Annotated in this window: 24 protein-coding genes; 11 read left to right on the forward strand and 13 right to left on the reverse strand. The window is 64.4% G+C overall.

Annotated features, from left to right (window positions below; translation table 11 throughout):
- Positions 1 to 23: 23 nt before the first annotated feature.
- The 3 genes from ASE64_RS15155 to ASE64_RS15165 form a co-directional block, all read right to left on the reverse strand.
- A complete protein-coding gene (locus tag ASE64_RS15155; protein WP_235480657.1) occupies positions 24 to 2,075 on the reverse strand; it encodes a cytochrome c oxidase assembly protein in 2,052 nt (683 codons plus the stop codon).
- A 129-nt stretch (positions 2,076 to 2,204) separates the two neighbouring features.
- Entirely contained in the window at positions 2,205 to 2,831 is a 627-nt protein-coding gene (locus ASE64_RS15160) for a hypothetical protein (protein ID WP_055782422.1), read from the reverse strand.
- A 64-nt stretch (positions 2,832 to 2,895) separates the two neighbouring features.
- Positions 2,896 to 3,231: a winged helix-turn-helix transcriptional regulator gene (locus ASE64_RS15165; protein WP_055783160.1), complete on the reverse strand. Its 336-nt coding sequence runs from the start codon at positions 3,229 to 3,231 to the stop codon at positions 2,896 to 2,898.
- A 57-nt stretch (positions 3,232 to 3,288) separates the two neighbouring features.
- Here ASE64_RS15165 and ASE64_RS15170 point away from each other — a divergent pair, with 57 nt between their 5' ends.
- The gene (locus ASE64_RS15170; RefSeq protein ID WP_055782425.1) at positions 3,289 to 4,137 is read left to right on the forward strand and encodes an SDR family oxidoreductase; all 849 of its coding nucleotides are present in this window, start codon (positions 3,289 to 3,291) and stop codon (positions 4,135 to 4,137) included.
- A gap of 80 nt (positions 4,138 to 4,217) precedes the next feature.
- Here ASE64_RS15170 and ASE64_RS15175 read toward each other — a convergent pair whose 3' ends face one another.
- Positions 4,218 to 4,730, reverse strand: a complete 513-nt coding sequence (locus ASE64_RS15175; RefSeq protein WP_082466404.1) for a hypothetical protein — start codon at positions 4,728 to 4,730, stop codon at positions 4,218 to 4,220.
- Between the two features lie 97 nt (positions 4,731 to 4,827).
- Here ASE64_RS15175 and ASE64_RS15180 point away from each other — a divergent pair, with 97 nt between their 5' ends.
- On the forward strand, positions 4,828 to 5,238 hold the full coding sequence (locus ASE64_RS15180; protein ID WP_055782427.1) for a DUF4259 domain-containing protein: 411 nt from the start codon (positions 4,828 to 4,830) through the stop codon (positions 5,236 to 5,238).
- Here ASE64_RS15180 and ASE64_RS15185 read toward each other — a convergent pair.
- On the reverse strand, positions 5,186 to 5,935 hold the full coding sequence (locus ASE64_RS15185) for an alpha/beta hydrolase (RefSeq protein WP_055782430.1): 750 nt from the start codon (positions 5,933 to 5,935) through the stop codon (positions 5,186 to 5,188). The two genes, ASE64_RS15180 and ASE64_RS15185, sit on opposite strands and share 53 nt — an antisense overlap.
- A gap of 144 nt (positions 5,936 to 6,079) precedes the next feature.
- On the opposite strand from ASE64_RS15185, the gene ASE64_RS15190 reads away from it, so the two are divergent.
- From ASE64_RS15190 to ASE64_RS15195, 4 genes are all read left to right on the forward strand, one after another.
- Positions 6,080 to 7,279 carry an EAL domain-containing protein gene (locus tag ASE64_RS15190; RefSeq protein ID WP_055782432.1) on the forward strand — a complete coding sequence of 400 codons (1,200 nt, stop codon included), beginning with the start codon at positions 6,080 to 6,082 and terminating at the stop codon, positions 7,277 to 7,279.
- A gap of 62 nt (positions 7,280 to 7,341) precedes the next feature.
- Positions 7,342 to 7,464 carry a hypothetical protein gene (locus ASE64_RS17865; RefSeq protein WP_268750590.1) on the forward strand — a complete coding sequence of 41 codons (123 nt, stop codon included), beginning with the start codon at positions 7,342 to 7,344 and terminating at the stop codon, positions 7,462 to 7,464.
- Entirely contained in the window at positions 7,457 to 7,591 is a 135-nt protein-coding gene (locus ASE64_RS17870; RefSeq protein WP_268750591.1) for a hypothetical protein, read from the forward strand. Before ASE64_RS17865 ends, ASE64_RS17870 begins: the two co-directional genes overlap by 8 nt.
- A gap of 30 nt (positions 7,592 to 7,621) precedes the next feature.
- The gene (locus tag ASE64_RS15195) at positions 7,622 to 7,933 is read left to right on the forward strand and encodes a hypothetical protein (protein ID WP_055782435.1); all 312 of its coding nucleotides are present in this window, start codon (positions 7,622 to 7,624) and stop codon (positions 7,931 to 7,933) included.
- A gap of 71 nt (positions 7,934 to 8,004) precedes the next feature.
- On the opposite strand, the gene ASE64_RS15200 is transcribed toward ASE64_RS15195, so the two are convergent.
- The 3 genes from ASE64_RS15200 to ASE64_RS15210 all read right to left on the reverse strand — a co-directional run bounded on the left by ASE64_RS15200 (position 8,005) and on the right by ASE64_RS15210 (position 10,620).
- On the reverse strand, positions 8,005 to 8,487 hold the full coding sequence (locus tag ASE64_RS15200) for a GNAT family N-acetyltransferase (RefSeq protein WP_055782438.1): 483 nt from the start codon (positions 8,485 to 8,487) through the stop codon (positions 8,005 to 8,007).
- Between the two features lie 365 nt (positions 8,488 to 8,852).
- A complete protein-coding gene (locus ASE64_RS15205) occupies positions 8,853 to 10,046 on the reverse strand; it encodes an FAD-dependent monooxygenase (protein ID WP_055782441.1) in 1,194 nt (397 codons plus the stop codon).
- Between the two features lie 106 nt (positions 10,047 to 10,152).
- Positions 10,153 to 10,620 (reverse strand): MarR family winged helix-turn-helix transcriptional regulator, encoded by a 468-nt coding sequence (locus ASE64_RS15210; protein WP_082466407.1) that lies wholly within the window; start codon positions 10,618 to 10,620, stop codon positions 10,153 to 10,155.
- 115 nt (positions 10,621 to 10,735) lie between these two features.
- Here ASE64_RS15210 and ASE64_RS15215 point away from each other — a divergent pair, with 115 nt between their 5' ends.
- From ASE64_RS15215 to ASE64_RS15225, 3 genes are all read left to right on the forward strand, one after another.
- Positions 10,736 to 12,211, forward strand: coding sequence for a hypothetical protein (locus ASE64_RS15215; protein WP_055782446.1), 1,476 nt, complete (start codon positions 10,736 to 10,738; stop codon positions 12,209 to 12,211).
- Positions 12,212 to 12,381: 170 nt separating this feature from the next.
- Positions 12,382 to 13,344 carry a hypothetical protein gene (locus ASE64_RS15220; RefSeq protein WP_055782448.1) on the forward strand — a complete coding sequence of 321 codons (963 nt, stop codon included), beginning with the start codon at positions 12,382 to 12,384 and terminating at the stop codon, positions 13,342 to 13,344.
- A 198-nt stretch (positions 13,345 to 13,542) separates the two neighbouring features.
- Positions 13,543 to 13,833 carry a 2Fe-2S iron-sulfur cluster-binding protein gene (locus ASE64_RS15225; protein ID WP_055782451.1) on the forward strand — a complete coding sequence of 97 codons (291 nt, stop codon included), beginning with the start codon at positions 13,543 to 13,545 and terminating at the stop codon, positions 13,831 to 13,833.
- Between the two features lie 194 nt (positions 13,834 to 14,027).
- On the opposite strand, the gene ASE64_RS15230 is transcribed toward ASE64_RS15225, so the two are convergent.
- From ASE64_RS15230 to ASE64_RS15245, 4 genes are all read right to left on the reverse strand, one after another.
- Positions 14,028 to 15,521 carry a dihydrolipoamide acetyltransferase family protein gene (locus ASE64_RS15230; RefSeq protein WP_055782455.1) on the reverse strand — a complete coding sequence of 498 codons (1,494 nt, stop codon included), beginning with the start codon at positions 15,519 to 15,521 and terminating at the stop codon, positions 14,028 to 14,030.
- Between the two features lie 88 nt (positions 15,522 to 15,609).
- Positions 15,610 to 16,590, reverse strand: a complete 981-nt coding sequence (locus ASE64_RS15235; RefSeq protein WP_055782458.1) for an alpha-ketoacid dehydrogenase subunit beta — start codon at positions 16,588 to 16,590, stop codon at positions 15,610 to 15,612.
- Positions 16,590 to 17,711: a thiamine pyrophosphate-dependent dehydrogenase E1 component subunit alpha gene (locus ASE64_RS15240; protein ID WP_055782461.1), complete on the reverse strand. Its 1,122-nt coding sequence runs from the start codon at positions 17,709 to 17,711 to the stop codon at positions 16,590 to 16,592. The genes ASE64_RS15235 and ASE64_RS15240 overlap by 1 nt, the downstream gene beginning before the upstream one ends.
- Positions 17,712 to 17,742: 31 nt before the next feature.
- A complete protein-coding gene (locus ASE64_RS15245) occupies positions 17,743 to 18,849 on the reverse strand; it encodes a histidinol-phosphate transaminase (protein ID WP_082466409.1) in 1,107 nt (368 codons plus the stop codon).
- A 142-nt stretch (positions 18,850 to 18,991) separates the two neighbouring features.
- Here ASE64_RS15245 and ASE64_RS15250 point away from each other — a divergent pair, with 142 nt between their 5' ends.
- The gene (locus ASE64_RS15250; RefSeq protein WP_156351980.1) at positions 18,992 to 19,804 is read left to right on the forward strand and encodes a hypothetical protein; all 813 of its coding nucleotides are present in this window, start codon (positions 18,992 to 18,994) and stop codon (positions 19,802 to 19,804) included.
- A gap of 67 nt (positions 19,805 to 19,871) precedes the next feature.
- Positions 19,872 to 21,173 carry a HEPN domain-containing protein gene (locus ASE64_RS15255; RefSeq protein ID WP_156351983.1) on the forward strand — a complete coding sequence of 434 codons (1,302 nt, stop codon included), beginning with the start codon at positions 19,872 to 19,874 and terminating at the stop codon, positions 21,171 to 21,173.
- A gap of 196 nt (positions 21,174 to 21,369) precedes the next feature.
- On the opposite strand, the gene ASE64_RS15260 is transcribed toward ASE64_RS15255, so the two are convergent.
- On the reverse strand, positions 21,370 to 24,054 hold the full coding sequence (locus ASE64_RS15260; protein ID WP_082466411.1) for a phosphoribosyltransferase-like protein: 2,685 nt from the start codon (positions 24,052 to 24,054) through the stop codon (positions 21,370 to 21,372).
- Between the last annotated feature and the right edge of the window lie 14 nt (positions 24,055 to 24,068).

The raw sequence follows: 24,068 nt of genomic DNA on the forward strand, positions 1-24,068 counted from the left end.
GTCGACGATGCCGGGCGATCCGCCTACGCGTCTCCGCTTCGGCGATCGCGGTCGCCGATCTTCAGCAGCCGCTCGTTGTAGGCGCGCAGCTCGGCGTCGCCGTCGCGGTCTGCCGTGCGGTCGGTGCGCTTCGCCGTGCGCTCGTCTGACACCACCCACTGGCGCACCACCATCAGGGCGACCAGTACAACCGGCAGCTCTCCCGCGCCCCACGCGATCGCGCCGCCCACCTGCTGATCGGCGAGCAGCGCCGCCGTATCGGTGTAGCCGAGCGCGTGCCACCAGTCGATGGCGAGCACGTTCGTGGCCGACATGATGGCGAGGCCGAAGAAGGCGTGGAATGCCAGCGTCGCGAGCAGCAGGATGAGTCGCAGCGGGTAGCTCGGCCGGCCCGGACCGGGGTCGACTCCGATGAGGACCCAGAAGAACAGGTAGCCGCTGGCGAGAAAGTGCAGACACATGAGGATGTGCCCCTGGTGGGTCTGCAGCGAGTACTGGAACCAGTCGGTGTAGTAGAACGCCACCAGGCTGCCGGCGAAGATCACTCCCGCGACGGCCGGGTACGAGAGCACCTTGAGGTAGCGCGAGTGCACCATGATCAGAATCCACTCGCGCGGCCCGCGGCTGCCGTCGTGCCGCTTCGGCAGAACCCGCAGGGCGAGCAAGATCGGTCCACCGAGAACGAGCAGCGGCGGCACGAACATCATGAGTCCCATGTGCTGGATCATGTGGGTGCTGAAGTGAACGGCGCCGTAGACCCCGGGGCCGCCGCTGGTCGTGTACATCAGCCCGACGCATCCGGCCACCCAGCTGACCGTACGCATCACCGGCCACGCGTCGCCCCGCCGACGCAGCCGAACGACCGCGGCGATGTACAGCCCGGCCAGAACGACGCCGGCCGAGAGGAACAGCCAGTCGACGTGCACCGAGGTGAGCATGCGCCAGGTGTCGACGGGCTCGGGAAACGCGAAGCCGAGCAGTCCGCGGCGTGTGTCGCCGGCGCCGACGGGCTCCTGCGACACGGGCGGTTGGCTGCGCGACAAGGCGACCGAGACACCCATGGCCACCGCCATCAGCACGATCTCGGCGACCGCGAGGCGGGCGAACAGCGAGGGACGATCGGGGTGCCGCACGAGCTGCGGAATGACCCGCCGTCGGTGCCAGATCCCGGCGAGTCCGAGAAGAACGAGGATCACGATCTTGATGAGAATGAGCAGGCCGTAGCCGCCCAGCAGATCTGCGGGTGACGAGAGGCGCAGCATCGCGTTGATCGTGCCCGACACCGCGACGGCCACGAACGCCCACCCGGCCAGCACCGAATAGCGGGCGACCACCACGGGCAGACTCGACCCCAACCGGCGCCGAAGCAAGATGAGGGCCGTGAGTCCCCCCGCCCAGACGGTGACTCCGATGAGGTGGATCGCCAGGCTGTTGACCGCGTTGGCGTGCTCGTCTGATCCGGCGGCGTGGCCCGACAGCGACAGGGGCAGCAACGACAGGATGCTCATGACCGTCGCGAAGGCAACCCACGACACGCGCCGGGTCAGCAACAGGGTGACGAAGGCGATCAGGATGCAGACGATCGACACGAGCAGCGACTGACCGAGCTCGAGTTCGGTCGCGAAGAAAATGAACTGGGTCGTGAACACCGACGACGAGACAGGGCCCATGGCGTTCGACGCGGTGAGAAAGAGTCCCACGATCGCTGCTGCGGCCCACACGGCGGCCGATCGGGCGGCCCAGCGCGCGGCAGTCCACTGCGTGTAGCTCACGACGCCGGGCACCTTCTTCTGCCCGGGCAACGCCACCGACGCCAGCACGAGAAGCCCGATCGTCACGGCGGCCGCGGCATCGTGCACCACTCGGGCGATGGGCAGGCCGCGGGTCGTCAGCACCCCGGGGTCCATGAGGATGTTCGTGAACGCGCCGGTGTAGACCATGCCGGCGAGCGCGAGGGCGACGCTGCCCGGCACGCACAGCAGCAGCACGATCTCGATCCAGCCGATGTGGGCGAGCGACACGGTGCGTGTCGTCATCTCGCCTCGTGTGGTGTCGACGTCTGTCTGTTGGGTCACGACGGATGCTCCTGGTTGCGCGGCCGGGCGGAAGGCTGAGAGCCGCGCGTTCGCGCGTGCCCGGCTGCAGATGATCTGCGGAATCGAGGGGGACGACTCCCGCCGAGGCGCACGTCGCAGAGAGCGGAGCTAGACCAGGGAGGAGACGGCGGAGAGCGCACCGACCGGCGGACCGCGGTGCCTCAGTGCCGAGAGCACGACCCCGAGGTCGTCGCGCAGGGTGCGAACGGATGCCGGCACGGCCGCGAGCGCGGCGCCGGTCGTGCGCACGGGCACACCGACGAGCGTGCCGATCAGAACCACGAAGAGACGACGGGATGCCGTGGCCAGCACCCGCCAGACGGCGCGTTCGCCGCGCCAGAGGAAGGCGATGGTGAGCACGGCGGCGACCGCGTGCCAGACCCACATCGACGCGTCGCCGTGAGTCATCTGCGTGCCGGTGCCAGCCGCACCCGTCGTCACCGAGACCACGCCGTGGTGGCCGGCCTGGTGGAATGTCGAGGTCGTCGAGGCTCCGACAGAGAACAACAGGTGGAAGGCGAACTGGCTCGCGATGACCGACGCGGTCATGCGCACCACGTTCAGACGCCTGCCCACCATCGCGATGCTCGCCAGAGTGGCGAACGTGAGAGCAAGCCCCAGGCCGACGCCGCCGGGAGCAGTACCGCCGGCGATCGCGTGCGAGAACATGGCCACGAAGACGGAGAAAGCGGCGACGAGAAACCCGCGCGCGACTCGCGCCCACCTCGAACTCATCACGCGTCTCCGACCATCAGTGAGTCCAGACTATCCCGCGGGGCGGCGGGGCCTGCCGAAAGAGCTACTCCGCGTCTTCGAGCTCGGGCACGGTCAATGCCCAGGCATTCATCGACTCCAACACCGGGCCGAGTTGCAGGCCGAGCGGCGTCAGCTCGTACACGACGCGCGGCGGAATCTCGGGGTACGAGGTGCGGGTGACCAGCCCGTTCTCTTCGAAACGCCTCAACCGGTTCGTGAGGGTGTGGGCGCTGATGCCGACGAGACCGTCTTTCAGCTCACCGAACCGAGCGGGGCCGTGAAGCAGGTTGCGCACGATCAGCGTCGCCCACGGGCCGTCGAGCAGAGTGAGAAAGCGCGCGATGCCGCATTCAGGCCACGGCTCATTCGAGAAGGTCATGACCAAAACCTTATAGTGCATTTGACGTAACTGGTGCATCGTATGCACTAATGAGGTATGACAACAATTATCCACGGAGCCACCGGCGCCCAGGGCGCCCCTGTGGTCGCCGCCCTCCTTGCCCAAGGCCAGTCCCCCATCGCTGCCGTTCGCAATCCCGCCTCGTACAGCGGCCCCGCCGAAGCGATCGCCGTCGACCTGTCGTCGGTCGACTCGCTTGCCGAGGCTTACACGGGAGCAGACGCGGTCTTCGCCCACCTTCCGATTGGCCCGACGGAGCTGCAGCGCCAGCACGCCGAGACCATCGTCGAAGCCGTCCGTCGAGCACGCCCCGCTCGCGTCGTCGTCTCGACGAGCGGATATCCCTTCGGTGCCCCGGCCGGCGAGGAGACCCCCATCGACACACTCGTCAACGGCCTGCGCAGCACGGGCGTCTCGGTGGCGATCGTCGCCCCGAAGCTGTACCTCGAGAACCTGCTGCTGCCCGTCGTGACCGCGGGCATCGAGGCAGAGGGAATCCTCCGCTACCCGATCCGTGACGACTACCGCGTGTCGTGGAGCTCGCATCTCGATGTCGCCGACGTCGTGGCGCGTCTGATCGCCGACCCCGAGGTGACGGGCGTGATCGAGGTCGGGGCTCTGCCCGGGCTCCTCGGTAGCGACCTCGCGGCCGGCTTCTCGGAGCACTCCGGCAAGACCGTCACTTTCGAAGCGCAGTCGCCCGACGACTTCCTCCGCGCGATAATTCCGCTCTTCGGCGAAGCGTCCGCTACGCCCGTCGTCGATTCGTACCGGTGGCGTGCGACCCAGCCCGAGGAGCTCATCTCGAGCGAGACGAGCGCGCAGTCGCTGCTGAACCTGCAGCCCCGTAGTGTCGCGGCCTGGTTGAAAGACATCTCGGCCTGATGCCGAGCCCGGCCCGGATGCCGTCACGATGCATCCGGGCCGAGCCCCACCGCCGGACCCCACAGCTCGGCCCGGCGACCTCACGAACTGAGCGTGACCTTGATGAGCGCGATGCCCACGCCGACGACCGCGAGCCCAACGCCCGCGACGAATGTACGGAACGACGCGGGTTCGCTGCGGATCGAGGCCACGACCGGACCGATCAGGGCGAGACGCACGATGAGGTAGGCCATGGCGGCGATTTGAGCCAGCAGGCCTGGCACGTCGGTCGCCCACGCGAGCGCCAACGCCGCGACGGGCACGAAACCCGAGGTGAGCACGGGCAGGGAGTCGCGCAGCTCGGCTCGGATGATCGCCGGAGTCAGCGGCTCGTCACTGCGTGCGCGACGCCCGATGGATTCGGCGAAGGTGTGCACGAGGAACGTCGAGAACGAGGTCGCCAGCACGTACCAGAAGCCCAGCCCGCTGTTCGCGCTGGCGGTCGTGAGCGCGGCGACCGTCGCCAGCGTCACGACGTTGCCGTAGACGTAGGCGGTGATGCGGCTCGATGCGTCCTCGCGGGACAGGGGCGATCTCGTCGCGGTCGGCTTCATGGGTCTCACCGTAGCAACCACTAGTCGATCGTCTGATGAAAGGTCGCTGAGCAGGTCGCCTATGTCCTCACCGCGACGACTGTTCTATCGTGGAGCCATGGGCACCTGGAGCGGACAACCTTTCGGAAGCGACTCGGCGAGCGACTGGGCGTACGACCTGGCCGAAGCGCCTGACTGGTCGATCGTGCGCGAGGCGCTGACGACGGTCGCAGGCGAGACCGAGGTCGACTCAGACGACGCGGTCATTGCGATCGCGGCCGCCGAGGCGGTCGCGCACGGCCTCGACCGACCGACGCAGACGGATGCTTACACCGAGTCCGTAGCGTCGTTCGCACAGCGAGTCGGTCGCCCCGATGCCGACCTCGTGGCTCTGGCACTCGACGCGCTGACCGCCGCCACGTCTCCCGACAGCGAGCTGACCGAGCTGTGGGAAGACGAGGACCCCGAGGAGTGGGTCACGGCAAACGCGACGTTGAAGCAGGCCCTCGCTTCGGCCGGGCCTGCCTGACCAGCTCGTCGACCACGAGCTCCGGTCGAGTGATGAACGGGTGATGCCCGGTCTGCACCTCGACCGAACGCGTGGCGCGCGCCGCGTGGAACCTCTGCAGATCGAGCGAGGTGCTGCGATCTTGCGTGCACACGAGGTACGTCGAGTCGACTCCCTGCCACCCGGCCGCGGTCGTCGGCGTCACGAACGCGCTCGCATCCTGAGCCGTGACGCGCTGCCACGCTTCGAGCTGGGTCGCCGCATCGGCATCCTGCAGGAACCGCGCCCCGAACGACGCGACGTCGTACCCCGAAACGCCGAGCGTGCCATCGCCGTTGTCCGCGATCGACACCGGATCGGGCTCGCCGCTCATGATCGCGCCCTGCGCCTGGCCGATGTCGGGTAGATACGACGAGATATAGAACAGGCCCTTCACGGCGGGGTGCGCTCCGGCCTCGGCGATGACCGTTCCGCCATAGGAGTGACCGACCACGACCACCTCGTCGCTGTTGTCGAGTTCGCGGCGCAGCGCCGCGGCGTCCGCGACGAGCCCGCCCGCGGCATCCGAATCGCCCTCGCCCGCGACACGCTCGCCGCACGACGGCAGCGCCAGGGCGCGACTGCGGATGCCCGTGCGCCGCTCGAGCAGGTCGGCTGCGGGCCGCCACCACCAGGCTCCGTCACGAACGAGTGCGCCGTGCACGAAGAGCAGTTGCATGGTGGAGTCCTTTCGAGAGCAGTGATGACGCAGACACTAGGGCTCGACGTACTCGGCACGCCCGGCCAGCGTCGAGGTTCGCTCTCGGCGCTCGTCGGGATGCCCGAATAGGTGATCTCCCGTGACTCCTGTCTTAATAGGAGCATGCAGACATTCGGTATCGATCGTCTGACGACCCATTTCCAGCCCGTGGTCGACATCGATACCGGTCGGGTCGTTGCTCACGAGGCGCTCAGCCGTGCGTCATCGTACGGGGTGCCGGTGGCGCCGGATCGACTCCTGCACGATGCCTATCAAAGTGGCAGGGCCGACGATCTGGACTCGCTCTTCATCGAGTCCGCTCTGCGCGCCGCGGCAGCGCAGGGGCTCCTCACACCGCACTCCCTCTTCGTGAATGTCGAACCGATCAGCCTTGCCAACGGATTCATCACCGCGCCACTGCTCAGCGCTCCCCCGCTCGTCATCGAGATCACCGAGCGGGCTCTCACCGCCGATCCCGGAGCGCTTCTGACCGCCGCGGCCGCCCTGCGCGCCGCCGGCCACCTCATCGCCATCGACGACCTGGGCGCCGAACCAGCCTCTCTCGCGCTTCTCCCGCTATTGGCACCCGAGATCGTGAAGCTCGACATGAACCTCATCCGCCGCCAGCCTGACCGCACCACCGCGGCGATGATGACTGCGGTCGCCGCGTACGCCGAGAGAAGCGGCGCTCTCGTTCTGGCAGAGGGCGTCGAGACCGCTGAGCACATCACGCGGGCGCGGGCGCTCGGCGCATCCGTGGCCCAGGGCTGGCACTTCGGCAAGCCGAGCGAGACCGCAGGGGATGCCCCCGGCGTCACCGTTCGACCCTCGGGGCCGGGCCGGCACAGCGCGATACGCGAACGCGATTCGAGCGACGTCACTCCCTTCGGCGTCGTCGCGGCAAGTACCCCGTTGAGGGTCGGCGACCGCGCCATGCTCGTGCAGGTCAGCATCTTGCTCGAGGAGCGAGCCCTGGCGGCCGGCGACTCGGCGGTGCTGCTCTCGACCTTCCAGTCCGAAGACAACATCACCGAGGCCACGCGGCGGCGGTACGACCGCTTGATCGAATCCGGATGCCTGCTGACGGCCTACTCGACCGGCGCGTCGGCCGCCCTCCCGCATCCGGCCCGCAGCGTGACCGTCGACGACGCCGACCCGCTGGCTGCCGAGTGGGACGTCGTTCTGCTCACCGCCGACTACGCCGCCGCCCTCACGGCGAGGGAGATCGATCCGTCGCGGCATCGCGAGGGGCTCTACGAGTTCGTGCTCACCACCGATCGCGACCTCGTCACCCGCAGCGCGGGGGCCCTGCTCTCACGTTGACTCGTCAACCCCTGACGCCATCTGGGCGACGGGCGTAACGTCGCATATGGAAAGGAGCACGCATGACGACGAATGAATCCAAGAAGCCGGATGCCGAAGAGATTCCCGATGGCTCGGGATCTGACGGAAGCAAGCCCGAAAGCGGAGAAGACACCGCATCAGGAGGAGGAGCCGACGATGAGTGACCCTCGCCCCGAGCACACCCCAAAGCCCGACGAGATCGACCCCGAAGAGGGAACCGAGCCAGATGGGACTCCCGTGGAGAACCCCTCCGGCTCGTGGGCTGCACAGCCCGAGCTGATCGCGGCCTAGCGCCGCCTTCACGCACGAAGAACAAAGAACGTGTCTGAGACGGGGTCTGTCAACGACGCTCACTGGCTGGTCATCAATGGCCGCAAGTGGCGTCGCACAGACCCCGTTCTCGATGACGACACTCTCGCTCGGCTGAAGAGTCACCTCGGCCGGGGCCGCTCCGGCGTGCGCACCGCAAAGAAGGCGGGCGACGACGAGGCAGTGGCCGCAGCTCGTCGGCGCACCGGCCTAGCGAAGCACGGCCTGGGTGAGCGCGGCCCCTACTGGTGGGACTCCCCCGAACAGGACCGGATCGATCGGGCGAACGACGCTCTGAGAGAGCTCGACGCCCTCGACGACTGACCCGCGTCTGCGCTATTACAGGTCGGATCGTCGCCACGCCGTTGTGAGATCGACGACAGACCGCCCCTGCGTCAATACGTCCTGTCGAACGTGCGGGATCGAATCATGTGCACCTCGAACCCGTAGGGCGGGTCCTCTCGCCTCTGCCCGTCGAGACGGAATCCGTGGTGCTCATAGAAGCGTTGCGCTCGCGCATTGCCCTCGAATACCCACAACTCTGCGGTGGCTCCCCGCAAGCTCTCGGTCAGTAATCGCGTTCCGAGCCCCGAGCGCCAGTGACTCTGCCGCGTATAGAGCGAGAGCAGTTCTGTCTTCGGTGCGATAGCAACTCGGGCAAAGCCGACCACTGCGCCATTGTCGACGGCAATGAACACCTCTTCGCTGGCTATGCGCTCCGCCCACCGCGCAGCGCGAGAATCCGCAGGCTCGTCGTGGCGTCGACGCAATGCTTCCTCATCGATCATCTCGCCGTACGCCTCGTCCCACATGGTGAGGCTGACCCGCGAGAGCTCGCCGGCGTCCGCGGCCGTGGCGGGGCGAATGAGAGGGTGCATCAATCCATCGTGACATCAACGAGCTGCACATGATCACGTCGTCCGTCGTCGTGGACCCGCGCATCGGCGCAGATTCAAAGCTCACGAGCGCGTGCTGGTAAGCAGCCGCGTACCGTGGCCCGCTAACTGAGGACACTTTTGTCCCGGACCCCTGAGACGGATCAAGTTGCGCAGCACTCAGGCTGCCCCGGGATTATTGTCCTCCCGTGGAGCGAGCATCAACCACGAACTCGACGAACTCGACGCTCTCGACGACTGAGCCCCTAGTTAGCTATTACAGGGCGGATCGCCACCACGCCGCCGCCCAGCCGAGGACACGCCAGCTCTTCGTCTAAACATCCTGTTGAGCGCGCCAGCGGCGTCACTTACTCGTCGGCGTCGCGAAGTGCAGGAAGAACCTGCTTCGTTTCCGCGACTCGGGTCAGCTTTGCCGCGATAGGCCTGAACAAGCGCGACGCGATCACCTTGTCGACGACCCCGCGGGCCGCCAAACCGAGTCTCGTTTGCGGGTAGGCGAAGTATTGGAGCCCCCGAGGCAGGCTCTGAACGTCGTCAACCAGCGGGCGGAGCCACTTCTCGTACGAGGTGAGGGCCGTCTCGAGGTCGTGTGGATTGGTCGACAGGTAGGCGGCGAGCACGTATCCACTGGTGAGCGCGAGGGATGCGCCCCCGCCGCCCATCGGGGTTACACACCACCCGGCGTCTCCCGCCATCACGACACGGCCTCGATGCCAGGTGCTCATTCGCACCTGGGTCAGCTGGTCGATATAGACGTCGTCAGACGTATCGAACGCGTCCAAAATTCGGGACGCTTCCCACCCTGCATTCTGGTAGCGGGCCCTGACGACCGAGAGGGCGCCGGCTCGGTCGAGTCCCTTGAGGTCCTCCCCGCGCGAGTAGGCGAGAATCGCACGGATGGTGCCGTAGTTGTCGGGCCGGAGATGAATCTGTCGCCCGCCGATCGCGTTGTACCAACGCCACCGATTGTCGTCGGTCGGGGTGCGCGGAATGGTGCCGAACACCATGTTGACGCCGAGCTCTTTCTGGTCGACCACGTCGCCGAAGAGCCTGTCTCGGGTGGCAGACCGCACACCCTCTGCGATGACGAGCAGATCCGCTCGCAGTGACAGCCCGCCGACCGTGCTGATGTCCACGGCGTCGAACACGTCCGAGACCTCGGCGATCGTGTCGCCGTAGATGAATTCGACACCATCCGGCAGATGGTCGAGGATCGTGCGGGCGAAGTCGCCTCGCAGCACCTCGAGCTCGGCTGTCGCTCCGTCTTCACCGCCGAAGGGCAGTTCAGCCCTGACCTTGCCCGTGGAGGTGACGAGCACGGTGCCCATCTCCGTGGTGTTCTGCGCTTTGACGGCATCGAACAGTCCCATGCGGGTGAGCACCTCACGAGCGATTCCGCGTACGTCGACATTCTGGCCGCCGTCGCGAAACGCGTTCGCGCGTTCGATGACGGTGACGCGCCAGCCGGCCCGGCGAAGCCAAAATGCGGCGGAGAGCCCAGCGATGCTGGCTCCGGAGATCACGACGTGGGATTCAGGCATGTCATAACTGCTTTCTGATCGGTTCTGCGTGTGCAGAAGATCAGTATGACACGTTTACTTCACTGTGAAGTTACTTCTTTATGAATCAATCTGGCAAGTGGACGCGTCAGCGGCGCGCATTGCGCAGTCTCTTATTGGCCTCGTCAATGCTGCTGGTGATATCGCTGAGGAACCCCGCGATGATGCGAGCCGACGTCGGATCCAGGGCCCGCAGGCTTTCCTCGAGTCCACCCCCCGCCTGCGCGGCGAACTCGCCGACGCTCGCAGCAGCCTGGGGTGTCGGACGAAGCGTGACGATGCGGCGGTCGTCGCTCTCGCGACTCCGCGTCACCAGCTCACGGCGTTCCAGCCGGTTGATCAGAGCATTCGTCGCACCCGACGTCAGCCCCACATGCCGAGCAAGGCGTGCGGGTGTCATCGGCTCCCCCTCGCTGGCAGCAATCGCGATCTCGGCAAGACCGGCAGCATCCGACGCGGGAAGATCGATGGATTCACCCATGTGACGGGTGAGCTCGCCGTACCCGACGATGAAATCACGCAGGAGCTCGCCCACTCGATCCTGTTCATCCGTCATGGGGCAATGATCCCACGCCTCAGACGGCGAGGTGACTTCATAGTGAAAGAGGGAGTGTTCCTAATATGGCTGCGAGCAGCTTGTCAGCGCTCCCGCACTCTGCGACCGTTGAGCCATGCCCGCCCGCGACGATGACACCGTGCGCATCGGCACGCTTCCAGGCCTCGTCAATCTGCGCTTCATCGTGCTGTCTGCGGGCACCATCGGTGCCCTGCTCGGCTCGATCGCGTCGATTCCCTTCGACGCGCTCGGCGCGGGCGAGCTGAGCTGGCCCCTCGGAGTGCTCTCGGTCTGGCTCCTCTTCACCGCCGGACTGCTGCTCGGCGTGACCCTCGCCTACGACGTCGTCGAGTGGAGCCCCAGCGCGCACACCGTCTCCCTCCGCCGCCACGCGCTCTCGCTGCGTCGCCGCACCGTGCCGATCAACACGATCACCGAGGCGCGGCGCTCTCTCTCGTCGGCCTCGAACGGCGCCGACTACGTCGTCTATCGCTTCACCTCCAACTTGGGCGCGACCTCGCGGGTGCTGGTCAAAGGCACCCCGATGAAGGGCCTGGATGCGCCCGATCTGCGCCGGCTCGCTGCTTTCGTCAGCGAGCTGCAGCTCGAGGTTCCGGATGCCGCGGCGCCGGCCGCTCGCGCCGGCTCGCGTGACGCACGCGGTCACGTAGGTGACGGCATCCCACCCCTGACCGACCGCCAACTGGCCGCGGCGGTCTCGCGCACGACGGGCGGAGGCTCGTCGCGGGTGGGCCGCGACACTCTTCTCGAGGAGCTCGACACGCTGATCCGGGCGGCAGAGTTGAGGGATCCGCAGGGGGTCATCAGCCCGAACGACCCCACCGCGTCGACCGCTCACGTCAAGGCAGGGCGCGCGGAGCTGCCCGCGCGGGCGAAGGACCGGCGGCCGTTCGGCGGCATCCGGAGCCTGATCGCGATGATCAGAAGCGAGCGCTTCGACCGCGAGTGTCTCGACGACGACACCGAGGCGCTCGAGATTCTGGCGGCGAATCCGTCGCCGACGGTGCGGCTGCGCGGGGTGCTGATGCGTGCGCTGGTGGGCTGCATCGCGGCGGGCCTGCTGGTGATCGCGGTGGCCGTGGTGCTCGAGGTTGTGGGGGCGCGGCTTCTCGGCTCCGAGGCGAACGACGTTGTCGCCCTGCTGGTGCTCTGCGCGATGCTGCTCTCGTTCGTTCTGTACCTCGGCTGGTGCGCCGCGGCCGACGCCGACGTGCGCCACCGCCGCAAGCTGGCGCGATCGTGGATGGCCCGGCGCGACGACGGCGAGCGTGAGCGAGGCCTGGCCGAGCCCTTCGTGGCGGCGTGGGAGGCGCAGGAGCTTCGGCTGCGGGTGGCCGGGGCTGCGATCGTGATCATGATCGGCTCGACCGCGATCGTTGCCGCCGTGATCGTGTTCGTCACGACGACGCTGCCGCTTTTGACGAGCGTGGGGATCCTCGTGAGCGGGTCGGCCCTCACCGGAGCGGGCATCGCGCTGTTCGTGGGGATCACCCGCCGGCGCCGGGCCGACGCCGAGGAGCTCGTGTACCTAGGAGGCCTCCGGCTGCTGCCGCCCGCCCGTCAGGAGTGAGCCAGCGGGGCTAAGTCAGCACGAACGGGTGGACTCGCCGGGCAGCAGCGCCCACTCATCGGCACGTCGTCGACATCGTGCTGACTTAGCTCGCCCGAGCCCTTCGACAGGCTCAGGGAGCGCATACGCCAAGATGGTCGCATCACACGATCAGCGATAGGAGCGCCATCTTGCCCGCAGCGAGCAACCTGACCGAATACCTCAGCACCCTCCCCGCCGATCGACGTGACGCGTTCAACGTACTGATGTCTGCCGTTTCAGCGGTGCCCGTGCCCCCGTCGAACAACTCCTTCGTCTTTCTCGCCGGGCAGACCGAGCACCCCGAATTCGACGACGCCGAGTCTGTGTTCTGGAAGGCCGTCGAGCAACTGCAGCTGCGCAACGCCGTCAGCGATGGCGAGTTGCCCCTGGTCTACTGGGGTTTCCACTCCATCGACCTGTTGCTCCGCCGCCGTTCCAACGGCATTCTCGTCACCGATCGCACGGTCTACCTCGACGACGTGGGCAACAGCTCAGCCCAGTTCGCGATCGAGAGCATCGACCCCGCCTCTATTCGGGTGGCGGGCGAATCGCTCGAGGTGGCCGGCGCATCCATCGGTCTCGCGCAGATCGCGGGCATGCTCGAGCCGACAACCGCTGTGGATGCCGCTGCCTACCTCTCCGCCGTCGTCGCAGCCGTGCAGGTGGCCGGTCGCTCCGTCTCTGGCCACGGGAGTGCACCCAGCAGCGATGAAGCCACCCAGACCGTGGAGCAGCTCGTTCTCGCGAGCCGGATGGGCTCCGACTTCAGGCTTCCTGCTCGCCCCAAAGACGCCAAGGCGCTGAACAAGCTCTCGGCCAAGTGGAACCTTCCCGCCGACGAGGTGCTGCTCGTCTCGCTGTCGAGCGCGACGTTCGCGGGTGTGTACGGCATCGCCATCACGAACAAGGCGGTGTACTCCAAAGACCTCATGGAGCCGCTGTTTCGCACCGCGTTGGAAGACGTCGAGGGCTTCGTCTGGGAGGCCGAGACGAAGATGTTCCGAGTGTCGAACGACCACGCTGCCCCGACGCATCCGGCCATCACCGACGACAACCGCGACTATGCGGCGAGCCTGCTGCACAACCTCGCTCGCGCGGCTGCGCACGAATAGCGGACACCGAGCCCGGTCGAGTAGTCGCTGAGGAACGAACCCCGCGCACTGCGTTACGCTTCTCGAGGCTTCGACGCGGCGCAAGCAAGCGCGCGCTCGTGTTGGACAACTCAGTTCTCACCGCGGCAAGCGACGACGCCGCTCCCTCGACCGCCGTCGCCCTACCGATCGATCCCTTCCAGGAGTAAGCGAGTAAGCATGGAGAGCGACACCGGCAATCCACTCGTCGTGGAGTTCGACGGCGAACAGCACGAGCTGCTGTGGCCGCCGGCCGTGCCGCTCGCCGTCTTTTTGAAGTCCCGTGGCATCAAGGTGCCCTACGCGTGCGGCGAGGGCTATTGCGGCGGGTGCATCGCGCGCCTGACCGGCGGCAGCGTGACCATGGCCATCAACGAGATCCTCGACGACGACGACCTGGCGAACGACCTGATTCTCGGCTGCCAGGCAGTGCCCGACGGAGACGAGCCCATCTCGGTCCGCTACGACTGAGCGCCGCCCCGCGAAGCGCCGCTCTGCGCTTATCGAGTAGCGGCGCGACGAAGGAGCCCGCTTATCGAGATCACCAGCGTGGTCTCGATACGGTCGCTGAGCGACCTACTCGACCAACGCAAGGAGTTCACCCCCGTGGTCTCGATACGCTTCGGCCGCAGGCGGCCTCTGGCTACTAGACCAGCGCAAGGAAGCTAGTCGAGCAGCAGCGCCGGCTCCTCGATGATGCTCGCGACGTCGGCCAGGAACCGGCTCGCCACGTCACCGTCGACAACGCGGTGATCGAAGCTCGCGCCCACGGTCGTCACGAAGCGCGGACGCACCTCGCCATCGACGACCCACGGCTTCTGCTTGATCGTTCCCAGGGCGACGATCGCGACCTCGCCCGGGTTCAGAATGGGCGTGCCCGTGTCCATGCCGAAGACACCGATGTTCGTGATGGTGATCGTGCCATTGGCTTGATCTGCCGGCGAGGTGCGCCCCTCGCGCGCGGTCAGCGTGAGCTGCTCCAGCGCCGTGGCGAGCTCGAGCAGCGACATGTCCTGCGCATCCTTCACGTTCGGAACGATGAGCCCGCGCGGCGTCGCCGCCGCGATGCCCAGGTTCACGTAGTTGCGAACGATGATCTCCTTGTCGGTCCACGCCGAGTTCACCATCGGGTTGCGGCGCACCGCCCAGATCATCGCGCGCGCCATGATCAGCAGCGGCGAGACCTTCACGCCTGTGAAGTCGGTCGATGTCTTCAGACGCTTCACGAACTCCATGGTGCGCGTGGCGTCGACGTCGACGAACAGGCTCACGTGCGGTGCCGAGAACGCGGAGTGCGTCATGGCCTTCGCGATCTGCTTGCGCACGCCCTTCACGGGAATGATCTCTTCGCGCGTGTCGGCCCACTGCGGCGTCTCGATGTTGTGGAACACCTTCGCCTGCTCCGCGTGCCGCACCACGTCGGCACGGGTGATGTCGCCGATGGGGCCCGTGGGCTGAACCTCGGCCAGGTTCACGTCGAGGTCTTTGGCCAGCTTGCGAATCGGCGGTTTGGCGATGATCGGCAGGCCGGTCAGCACGGGCACGCGCGGGGCGCGGGCGCCGGATGCCTGCGGCTGGCCGCTCGAGGCGGGTGCCGCGGATGCCGTGGCCGGCTTGGCCCCGGCCGTTGCGGCGCCAGCGCGGCTGGGCCGGCGGCTGGCAACGTGGCCCTTGATGCCGTACCCGACGAGGACCGCGCCCGAGGAGCTGTCTGATTCCTTCGAGACGGAAGCGGCGGCATCCGCTCGCACCTGCTCGGCCTCGACGACCGCGGGCGACGCTGAGGCCGCGGGAGCGACGTGGTGAGCGGTCGGCGCCGGTGCGGCGGGAACCGAGGCCGGTGCAGACGCGGGCATGGAGGCCGCGGTGATCGGCGTCTCGAAGCCAGGAACCGGCGCGGGCGCGACGGTGCCGCCGCCCGAGGAGTTCACGCTGATGATGGGAGTTCCCACGTCGACGGTGTCACCCTCGGCCACGAGCAGCCCCTCGACGACGCCCTCGAACGGGGAGGGCAGTTCGACGAGCGACTTGGCGGTCTCGATCTCGACGAGCACGTCGTTGATGGCGACGGTGTCACCGGGGGCGACGCGCCACGAGACGATCTCGGCCTCGGTGAGGCCTTCGCCGACGTCGGGGAGGTTGAAGTGCGAGGTGGTCACGATGCCATCCTTTGCTTGTTTTCGTTCCCTGAGCTTGTCGAAGGGAAGTTTCGATGCGTTCCCTTCGACAAGCTCAGGGAACGGGAGGTTAGAACGCCAGCGACCGGTCGACCGCTTCGAGGATGCGGTCGACGTCGGGCAGGTACAGGTTCTCGATGCGAGGCGCGGGCATGGGAACGTCGAAGCCCGACACCCGGATCACCGGAGCCTGCAGCGAGTAGAACGCCCGCTCGGCGACGGTGGCCGCGATCTCGGATCCGACGCTGACGAAGCCGGCAGCCTCCTGGCACACGACCAGGCGCCCGGTCTTGGTGACCGAGTCGAGAATGGGCGTGTAGTCGACCGGGCTCAGAGAGCGCAGGTCGATGACCTCGAGGCTCACTCCCTCGGTGGCGGCGAGCTCGGCGGCCTGCAGCATCATGGTGACCATGGCGCCGTGACCGACCAGGGTCGCATCCGTGCCCGTGCGCGCAACGCGACTGGCGTGCAGCGGCGACGCCGAGGCATCCAGTTCGACCGGGCCCTTGGGCCAGTAGCGGCTCTTGGGCTCGAAGAAGATCACGGGGTCGTTCGACTCGATCGACTCCTGGATCATCCAGTAGGCGTCGTTCGGGGTCGACGGGCTGACCACGCGCAGACCGGCCGTGTGCGCGAAGTACGCCTCGGGGCTCTCCATGTGGTGCTCGATCGCGCCGATGTGGGCGCCGTAGGGGATGCGGATGACCACGGGCATGCGCAGGGTTCCGCGTCCGCGGTTGGTGAGCTTGGCGAGCTGGGTGGTGATCTGGTTGAAGGCGGGGTAGACGAAGCCGTCGAACTGGATCTCGCAGACGGGCCGGTAGCCGCGCAGGGCGAGGCCGATGGCGGTGCCCACGATGCCCGACTCGGCGAGGGGCGTGTCGAGCACGCGCGTGGAGCCGAACTCGGCCTTGATGCCCTCGGTCACACGGAACACTCCTCCGAGCGTTCCGATGTCCTCACCCATGAGCAGCACTTTGTCGTTGTCGCGCATGGCCTTGCGTAGGCCAGCGTTGATGGCCTTCGCCAGCGGAAGTTCTTCGACGGCCATTACTTGTCTCCTCCGAACGACGCCTCGTAGTTCGCCAGCCAGGCCTTCTGCTCGGAGATGAGCGGGTGCGGCTCGCTGTAGACGTGGTCGAACAGGTTGTCGATCGTGGGGTTGGGCAGCTCGAGCGTGCGCTTGCGGATGTCCGCCGCGAAATCGGCCGCCTCTTGCTCGACGTCGGCGAAGAAGGCCTCGCTCGCGCCCTTGTTCCTCAAGAACGCCTCGAAGCGCAGAATCGGGTCGCGGGCGACCCAGTGGGCCAGCTGCTCGTCGGTCTGGTAGCGGGTGGGGTCGTCGGATGTCGTGTGGGCGCCGATGCGGTACGTCATGGCCTCGACATAGCTGGGACCAAGGCCGTTGCGGGCGTCGTCGAGGTGCTTGGCCGAGACGGCGTAGCTGGCGAGAACGTCGTTGCCGTCGACCTGCACGCTCGGAATGCCGAAGCCGCGCGGGCGCAGGTAGAGGGGAACGCGCGACTGCGTGGCGACCGGAACCGAGATGGCCCACTGGTTGTTCTGCAAGAAGAAGACGGTGGGCGTCTGGTAGCTGGCCGCGAAGACCATGGCCTCGTTGACGTCGCCCTCGCTGGTGGAGCCGTCGCCGAAGTAGACGACCACGGCGGTGTCGGTGTCGGGGTTGCCCGTGCCGACGGCGCCGTCGAAGTTGACGCCCATGGCGTAGCCGGTGGCGTGCAGCGTCTGCGTGCCGAGCACCAGGGTGTAACCGTGGAAGTTGCCGTTCTTCGGGTCGTTCACGTCCCACCCGCCGAGGGTGGTGCCGCGCATCAGGCCGACGATGCCCATGAGGTCGACGCCGCGGATCTTGGCGACGACGTGCTCGCGATAGCTCGGAAAGATGTGGTCTTGCGCGCGGGTGGCGCGGGCCGATCCGACCTGCGCGGCCTCCTGGCCGTGGCTCGGCGGCCAGAGGGCCATCTGCCCCTGGCGCTGCAGGTTGGTGCACTCGGTGTCGAAGCGCCGGATGACGAACATGTCGCGATAGAACTGCTCATGCTGAGCGTCGCTGAGCGCCTCTATGTAGGGCAGGTACTCGTCGCTCCCGGCGCTGGGAGCGAAGGTGCCGTCTGTGGCCAGAAACTGAACCGCGGGCGGAGGAGTGGTCATGGATGAACCCTCTTGTCTTTCGCTTGTATGCCTACGCTATCGGGTGCGTTGAGGGGCCATCTGAGAGGGTAGCCACAAGCTTTGACGACACAGCGATGAGTTTCTCTACAGATTCGTGCTCGCCGATCGAAATCCGCACACCCTCGGGGTGGAACGCGCGCACGACTATTCCATTTTCGGCATATACCTCGGCGGCGTGGGCCGTGTGCTCACCGGTGGGCAGCCAGATGAAGTTTCCCTGCGGCTTCGGAGCGTCCCAACCCTGGTCGATGAGCGCGGCCCAGAGGGCATCGCGGCGCTGGGCGATGTCTACGACGCGCTCGTTGAGTTGAATGTCGTCGCCCAGGCTCACGACAGCGGCGTGCTGCGCCTGGTCGGTGATTCCGAGCGGAATAGCGGTCGTGCGGGCGGCCTGCAGGATGGCCGCCGGGCCGATCCCGTAGCCGACGCGCAGTCCGGCCAGCCCATAGGCCTTGGAGAAGGTGCGCAGAACGACGAGGTTCGGGTAGTGACCGAGCAGGGCGGCGCCGTCGACGGCATCCTCATCGGTGACAAATTCGGCATAGGCCTCGTCGAGAATCACGAGCAGATCGCTCGGAACGGCATCCATGAACTCTTCGAACTCGGTCTGGGTGACGATGGTTCCGGTGGGGTTGTTGGGGCTGCACACGATGATCAGGCGAGTGCGCTCGGTGATGGCGTCGAGCATCGCCGGCAGGTCGTGCCGATGGTCGTCGGTGTTGGGGACCTTGACGCTGACCGCACCGGTGAGGGTGGGCATCCAGGGATAAGCCTCGAACGAGCGCCACGAGTAGACGACCTCGTCACCCGCACCGGCCGCGGCCTGCACCAGCTGCACGAGTAAGGAGACAGACCCGGCCCCGATGATGACCTCGTCGGCGCTCACGCCGAACCGCTCGGCCAGCTTGGCGGTGAGATCGGGCGCGGCGGCATTCGGATAGCGATTGAGCGAGGCGCTCGCCTGCTGCACGGCCTCGAGCACCCCGGGCAGCGGCGGAAAAGGGTTCTCGTTGCTCGAGAGCTTGAACCCTCCCTCTATAGAGGTGCCCTGCCTATACGGGGGCAAGTCGAGGATTTCGGGGCGCAGCTTGACGGGGGGAATGGAGGAGTCACTCACTGGGTCAGTCTATGTTGCACGATGAACTCAGGATCAGGCCAATCGGAATACGCCGACCCATTTCCTAGAGCATGACGAAGTTGAGCGGACACACGATGCCCGCGAGCCATCCATAGCCGCCACTTAGCACTATCGTCTTCTAATGGTCGATATTCCATGGGAAGGCATCCCGAATTGGATAACAGCAAGCACTAGTTTTTTGACGCTCGTCGCCGCGGTGTTCGCGGGTATCTTCGCCAGGCGAGCGGCTCATTGGACGCGCAAACAGGCGGAGGCTACGGACCTCCAAGTCGATATCGCACGCACCGCCCTCGGTGTCGCGGAACAAGACGCTTTGGCGGCGCAAACAGCGATTGACCTCCAGCGCACCGAAGCTGACCGAAGTGCTCGAGCGCGCGAGGAGACAAGGCTAGATTCGCTCGCCCCCATCATTTTCGCGCGGGCCAAGCCTTCTCGAATCATCAACCGAGCGTTTCTCGAGATTCGAAGCGCTGACGGCTGGACACGTGTCGACGACCCCGTAGAGGTGCAAGGTCATGAGACACATATTTTTCGAACCAATCTCATACTCGAGTTCGAGAACGTCTCCGAGAACGTCGCCCAGGTCGACATTATTGACAACGCCTCGGGAGAAACGGAGCTGAGATCCGGTGACGCACTGTTCATCTCACCACGATCGTCGAAAGAACTCCTCTGGAGCCGCATAGTCCCGTCGTCTGTTTTGCACTCCGATGAAATCAACTCGCCCCAAAACTGGCTGTTCAACATGACTTTCTGGGCACGCGATCTCGGCATGAATGTCAGGGACTCATACCGGTTCAATGCCGATCTCAGGTTCTTCGACCGCGACGGGTCTCGGTTATTGGTGTCACCTGTTCCCGCTATTGTCTGGGGTGAAAATGTCGCGACACCACTACCTGGCCGAGTTTATGAACGGCTAGACGCTAACGGTTAAAGGGCCACGCCAATCTCCCGAAAGGTGTTGAACGTGACTACCCTGAGGTGGCCCCTAGGCTCGACGGATGGCAAACAGTCTGGAATTAGGCACCCGCCGAACAGGTAATCTCATTGATTTCGACCCCACCACAGAACCTGTAAACGTCACGCTTGAATATGACGAGAAGGGCATCCGCGTCGTCATTCCCTGGTCATCTACTGCGGATTATTACGCGTCTTGGTTCCTCAGCGACGAATATCTAGGCTCCTCCAATACAAAAAAACCTGTGCCGAAGCAGCTCCTCTTCGATGACTCCCACGGCACGGTCTTGCTCGTCGATTGCTGGGCTCGGGGTTTCCACACAAACCTGTCGAGCGGCAGCGGTCGAGTGTGGGCTAAATACGCGATCCCCGGCATCCAAGAGAATACTGACTTCTTGCAAATCAATGGGGCTCGCTCCCTCGTCTCGGGCCTCCATGAGTGGCTTGGTAAACGTTCGATCGAGACCGATGTCGATCGTGAGAGCCGAGCTCTGACGGTCACGGCGAAGTCGGGTAGCCCAGTACTCGTGAATTCGACACTCAGCCTGCAACCAACCTGGGGAATCGACCATGCGAGTAACAACGAGTCCATCACGGTCACGGATCTCGTCTATTGCGTGTCGCGGAGCGCCGACCCTGTTGACTGGACTGACTTGACGCGAACTCATCTTGGCCTGCGTGACCTTTTGGTTCTCTCTCGTTGGATCGCCGAGTCGAGCACGGTTGAAGGTGCGCTCAAGTTGGATGACCCGTTGAAGACCCTCGATGGAACCGAGCACGGCGAGCAATGGCGCTCAGTCACAGCAATTCAAGACAGGCCCGAATTGATGCGTCCGGCAGGGTACCGGCCCCACCTAATCGAGTTCGATGACATAGGGGCCAACGGAATCGATGCCTGGTTGAAGCTGCGGGAAGATTTTTCACGGGCACTAGATCCGGTCATCTCAGATCGTTTCCTCGACCGCGTGGGGCCGGTTACTCACATGGCTCAAATCGGCCCGGGCCTTGAAGCACTCGGATATCTCTTGTTGCTCCGCGACAACATACCCAACGCTCAAGCTAAGAATTCTCCTCTTAGAGTAAGACTGATTCGGATTCTCCAGGACGTTGCCGGCTCACTTCCATTCGACGAAACAGAGTGGATCGAAGGCACAGTCAGCGCCTACAACGGGATCAAGCACGCGAATCGCAAGCTCCCGTCTGAACTTGAACTGCTGAACCGTTGGCGCGAGTCAGTGCTCGTCATCCGAGCCTGGGTCGCATTGGAACTTGGTCTAACCCCTGAGGTGGTGAAGAGTCGACTCAGCCGCGATCCACAAAGTAGCCCTTACGTAGCCCGCAGCTAATGGCGACTACTCGACCTCGCGACGTATGACGATGTCCGGACAAGGCACGACCCGCAACTTTGATTGCTCGTTGACCTGGTCCCCACGTGACTATCCGGGCGCTTCCCAGCCGAGCAAAATTCAGGAAAATCTGCACCAGTCAGGGGAAAGAGTGTGGGTAGGTAGGCCCAACCTTGCTTTCTACAGACGCTCGGCTCTACTTCTTCTTTCTGCGAGGCATCACGGCTCGCCACTGCACGCTTCGTCCACGGCTAGAGGACCGCCACAGAGCCGTCAACGAAGCGGTCGGCGTGTTATATGAACTGATCACGAGCAGTCCGAGGTTGCCATAGCCAAGTGCCCGCTCCCGTCGCCACGCATCGTCATGGCGCACGTCATCGTCCTCGAGAATCGCAATTCCCACTGAGGTGCATTGTGCTACAAAACGCTCCCTGAGACTGTCCTCGACCGACTTCTCGCTAAGTGCTCCGCCCAGCGTCGGAAGAGTAGATTCCGGCTGGTCTGCATATACAGTTGCATTCAATCCGATTGACGCAAGCCGAGCCCTAAGCGCAACAACCCCAGCGTCAAAGCCTGCGGTGAACACTACGGCAATCTGTCGCTCTCTGAGATTCTGGATCATCGCATCAGGTAGTGGTTCATCCCTCTCCTCGCCTAGGCGCTGTGTTTGCTCTGAACCAGTTAGAGATTCAAAAATACTTATCGCCGACGACCCCCTTCCGATGATGTCGTCAACGAAAATGATTGGGTCTACTCGGCCCAATGCGCCGTCGAGGTTCCGGACGTTCAAGCCGAGTTCCTCACTTAGGTCCCCCGCGTGGTAGCCAACGATCGAAGAGCCGTCCTTGGGATCGCCAAGAGCTACAACAGATGCTTGGCTGAAAGATGGGTTCGACCCGATAAAATTTCTGAGAGCTTTAATGCCATCGTCTCTCGATAACATTCTCACAGACGAGATCACTTTTAAGGCCAGAGGCTGCAGATCTTCGTCAAATTGCCCTATCCAATCGGTGACTTTCGTCTCGTTCAGAGTAGACGTCGCGTCTGGCACCTCAGCCGGCCCCATGTAGCCCGCTAGCCCGGCGAGCGCCTGTCGGATTGTCCCTGTCGTCCCTACCTCTGTGAGGAAGGCGGGAGTGGGACGAAGGTCTCGTGATAGCTCTTTGTAGAAGCCAGCGAGATTGAGCGCCTCCCGCAAATCGCGCATCCTTTTCCCACCGAACTTGGAGTACGCACGCATCTCTTTTGGAATGCGCACTCCATACAGCTCTCGTGCAGCCACTTCGACGGAAATGTGCACCAAGTCTGCGAACTCGCGTGGGGCGAACACGAAGCCAACATCTTTCGTATTTACATAGGCGTCAGCCCACCCTCGATTTTCGGCTCTGACCTTCTCGACCTTGAAGAGATTGCCGTCCTCATCTACCAGAAAAGCCCTACTCTGGTCGGATTCCGCGCCCCGACCTGAGCTGGGGGGATCGATCCGGATGTACGCCCGAAGGTCTTCGTCAGTTAGGTTCTCGAGATCTGCCTCGCGATGCGCGAGCTCAGCCGCTCTTCGGAGCGTGCCAATCACTTTGTCAAAAAATACGCGGACGGGTACCGGGTCTTCATTCTGAGACAATTCTCGAATGAACTTCTCATTGGCTACGCGAAGTTCAGGGTCGTTCTTGTAAGCGTCAAAAGGCATCGTTTGCGCAAAAGCAAAGCTGCGAATGAAGAGCCGCCTCGAGCCCAAGCGATCCAAGATATCCAGCGCAACCCTCAATCGATTTTCGTCAATCGAAACAGTCAGGCCGGCGTTCCTTCGATCGAGTTCGGCTCGATCGAGATCCAGAAACTTTTCGTCGGTGATTGATAGCGGAATTCGCGCGGATTTACTGTCAAGCAGCGGGGCGATCAATTCTACGATTGAACCGACCATTGATTCGACAGCGCGAACTTTGTGGTGCCTGTAGATCTTGTCGAACATCAAACTTCTACTAAGGCTCACTTCGTCCAGAGCACTTGCACCAGACCTCGCGACGCCTATCAGGACGTGGCCACGCTCTAAGGCTTGCACACCACCGATTTCATCTGGAAGTTTCTCGGAGCGGACGGGAACTGCTCGCACCTTCTGGACTAGGCGCACTACGTCAGTTACCACAGGCACTCCGCACATTTTGGCGTCACGAGGCATGTAGTCGAGCTTGTCGGCGTCAAAGGGGCCACTGATCAACTCCTGCAAGAGCGGAAATTCATCGTCAATCTTCCGTCCCACAATGATGTCGGCGATCCAGTCCGGCTCTGATGGCTCAAAAGTTCGTTTGCTAGTGAAGCCGTAAGCACGACTAAACAGCTCTGCCACCGCCGGACTCTTCATCATGAAGTACGCAGCCATCTCTGAGAGCTGCGACGGGGTCGATTTCCTTATGCTTCGTTGAAAATCAAGGAGAACTTCGCGGCATTCGTCGTCGTCTCTCAATGCATTCTCGACGACGTGCGACATTAGACCGTGTCCGACGTCGTGACAAAGACCCGCCAGACGCAGTGTTCCCTCCCACTTCGCAAGAAGTGGTTCGGTCCCATGGGCGTTGATCGACTCCACTAATTGGTTGATCTGGTGAGCAACGCCGAGACTGTGTTCGAAGCGGCTGTGATTGGCTGCCGGATACACGAAATGGACTACACCGAGTTGACGAATCTTCCGAAGACGCTGAAGCAGCGGACTGTCAAGGATGACTACCTCATGAGGCTCAAGAACAATGGTCCCCCATACGGGATCATTGAACTCCTTCGTTTCCCGCAAGAGAGATTTAGGTAATTGAGTTAGGTACGGGCGAAGCAAATCTTCTGTAAAGGATTCGATATCCGCTCTGTATGCATCGAGCGCCTCGGTCACGTCTTCGACGAGTT

This window comes from Agreia sp. Leaf210 (assembly GCF_001421485.1).
GTDB lineage: Bacteria > Actinomycetota > Actinomycetes > Actinomycetales > Microbacteriaceae > Agreia.

What these genes read in the sequence shown, in the direction of transcription:
- ASE64_RS15160 (WP_055782422.1), bottom strand. Translation starts at nt 2,831, where the DNA reads ATGAGTTCGAGGTGGGCGCGAGTCGCGCGCGGGTTTCTCGTCGCCGCT.
- ASE64_RS15165 (WP_055783160.1), bottom strand. Translation starts at nt 3,231, where the DNA reads ATGACCTTCTCGAATGAGCCGTGGCCTGAATGCGGCATCGCGCGCTTT.
- ASE64_RS15170 (WP_055782425.1), top strand. Translation starts at nt 3,289, where the DNA reads ATGACAACAATTATCCACGGAGCCACCGGCGCCCAGGGCGCCCCTGTG.
- ASE64_RS15175 (WP_082466404.1), bottom strand. Translation starts at nt 4,730, where the DNA reads ATGAAGCCGACCGCGACGAGATCGCCCCTGTCCCGCGAGGACGCATCG.
- ASE64_RS15180 (WP_055782427.1), top strand. Translation starts at nt 4,828, where the DNA reads ATGGGCACCTGGAGCGGACAACCTTTCGGAAGCGACTCGGCGAGCGAC.
- ASE64_RS15185 (WP_055782430.1), bottom strand. Translation starts at nt 5,935, where the DNA reads ATGCAACTGCTCTTCGTGCACGGCGCACTCGTTCGTGACGGAGCCTGG.
- ASE64_RS15190 (WP_055782432.1), top strand. Translation starts at nt 6,080, where the DNA reads ATGCAGACATTCGGTATCGATCGTCTGACGACCCATTTCCAGCCCGTG.
- ASE64_RS17865 (WP_268750590.1), top strand. Translation starts at nt 7,342, where the DNA reads ATGACGACGAATGAATCCAAGAAGCCGGATGCCGAAGAGATTCCCGAT.
- ASE64_RS17870 (WP_268750591.1), top strand. Translation starts at nt 7,457, where the DNA reads ATGAGTGACCCTCGCCCCGAGCACACCCCAAAGCCCGACGAGATCGAC.
- ASE64_RS15200 (WP_055782438.1), bottom strand. Translation starts at nt 8,487, where the DNA reads ATGCACCCTCTCATTCGCCCCGCCACGGCCGCGGACGCCGGCGAGCTC.
- ASE64_RS15205 (WP_055782441.1), bottom strand. Translation starts at nt 10,046, where the DNA reads ATGCCTGAATCCCACGTCGTGATCTCCGGAGCCAGCATCGCTGGGCTC.
- ASE64_RS15210 (WP_082466407.1), bottom strand. Translation starts at nt 10,620, where the DNA reads ATGACGGATGAACAGGATCGAGTGGGCGAGCTCCTGCGTGATTTCATC.
- ASE64_RS15215 (WP_055782446.1), top strand. Translation starts at nt 10,736, where the DNA reads ATGCCCGCCCGCGACGATGACACCGTGCGCATCGGCACGCTTCCAGGC.
- ASE64_RS15225 (WP_055782451.1), top strand. Translation starts at nt 13,543, where the DNA reads ATGGAGAGCGACACCGGCAATCCACTCGTCGTGGAGTTCGACGGCGAA.
- ASE64_RS15235 (WP_055782458.1), bottom strand. Translation starts at nt 16,590, where the DNA reads ATGGCCGTCGAAGAACTTCCGCTGGCGAAGGCCATCAACGCTGGCCTA.
- ASE64_RS15240 (WP_055782461.1), bottom strand. Translation starts at nt 17,711, where the DNA reads ATGACCACTCCTCCGCCCGCGGTTCAGTTTCTGGCCACAGACGGCACC.
- ASE64_RS15250 (WP_156351980.1), top strand. Translation starts at nt 18,992, where the DNA reads ATGGTCGATATTCCATGGGAAGGCATCCCGAATTGGATAACAGCAAGC.
- ASE64_RS15255 (WP_156351983.1), top strand. Translation starts at nt 19,872, where the DNA reads ATGGCAAACAGTCTGGAATTAGGCACCCGCCGAACAGGTAATCTCATT.